General features: G+C 51.8%; 1 protein-coding gene. It reads left to right on the top strand.

What is annotated here, in order from left to right; all coding sequences use genetic code 11:
• On the top strand, positions 1-371 hold a 371-nt coding region (locus ACTIE0_RS24925; protein ID WP_439517083.1), incomplete at its 5' end, for a hypothetical protein.
• Between the last annotated feature and the right edge of the window lie 202 nt (positions 372-573).

The following is a 573-nucleotide window of genomic DNA, read 5'->3' as shown; positions in this document are numbered from 1 at the left end:
CGTTGCCTGTGGTTGCCGGAATTGCAGGCGCAGCGGTAGAATCGTTGCCTGTGGTTGCGGGAATTGCAGTAGGAGCGGCAGAAGCCTCGTTGCCTGTGGTTGCCGGAATTGCAGGCGCAGCGGTAGAATCGTTGCCTGTGGTTGCGGGAATTGCAGTAGGAGCGACAGAAGCCTCGTTGCCTGTGGTTGCTGGAATTGCAGTAGGAGTGGCAGAAGCCTCGTTGCCTGTGGTTGCCGGAATTGCAGCCGGAGCGGTGGCAGAAGCTTTGTTGCCTGTGGTTGTGCCTGTCGTTATAGGTTCTACGGTAATTAAGGTTACAGTTGAGATTATTAACTCTCCAGAACCGCAACCAAAACTCAAACCAGCATGAAAGCTCCTGAGAAGTGGCTAGACTCAACTTCGTAGGTTGGGTGAAACTCCGTGAAACCCAACAATTAGGGGTTAAAGATGGTGGTGTTGGGTTCCGTACCTCCACCCAACCTACTCAAATAGGCTAACCCCCGACAAGCATATCATGATGACGGAGAGTTTAACATCTGAGTACCAAGGACTAACTGGACTATGGAGGTTTA

The organism is Limnospira sp., from assembly GCF_051859755.1.
GTDB lineage: Bacteria > Cyanobacteriota > Cyanobacteriia > Cyanobacteriales > Microcoleaceae > Limnospira > Limnospira fusiformis.
The sequence above is the reverse complement of the archived record's forward strand: the minus strand, read 5'-3'. Positions and strand labels throughout refer to the sequence as shown.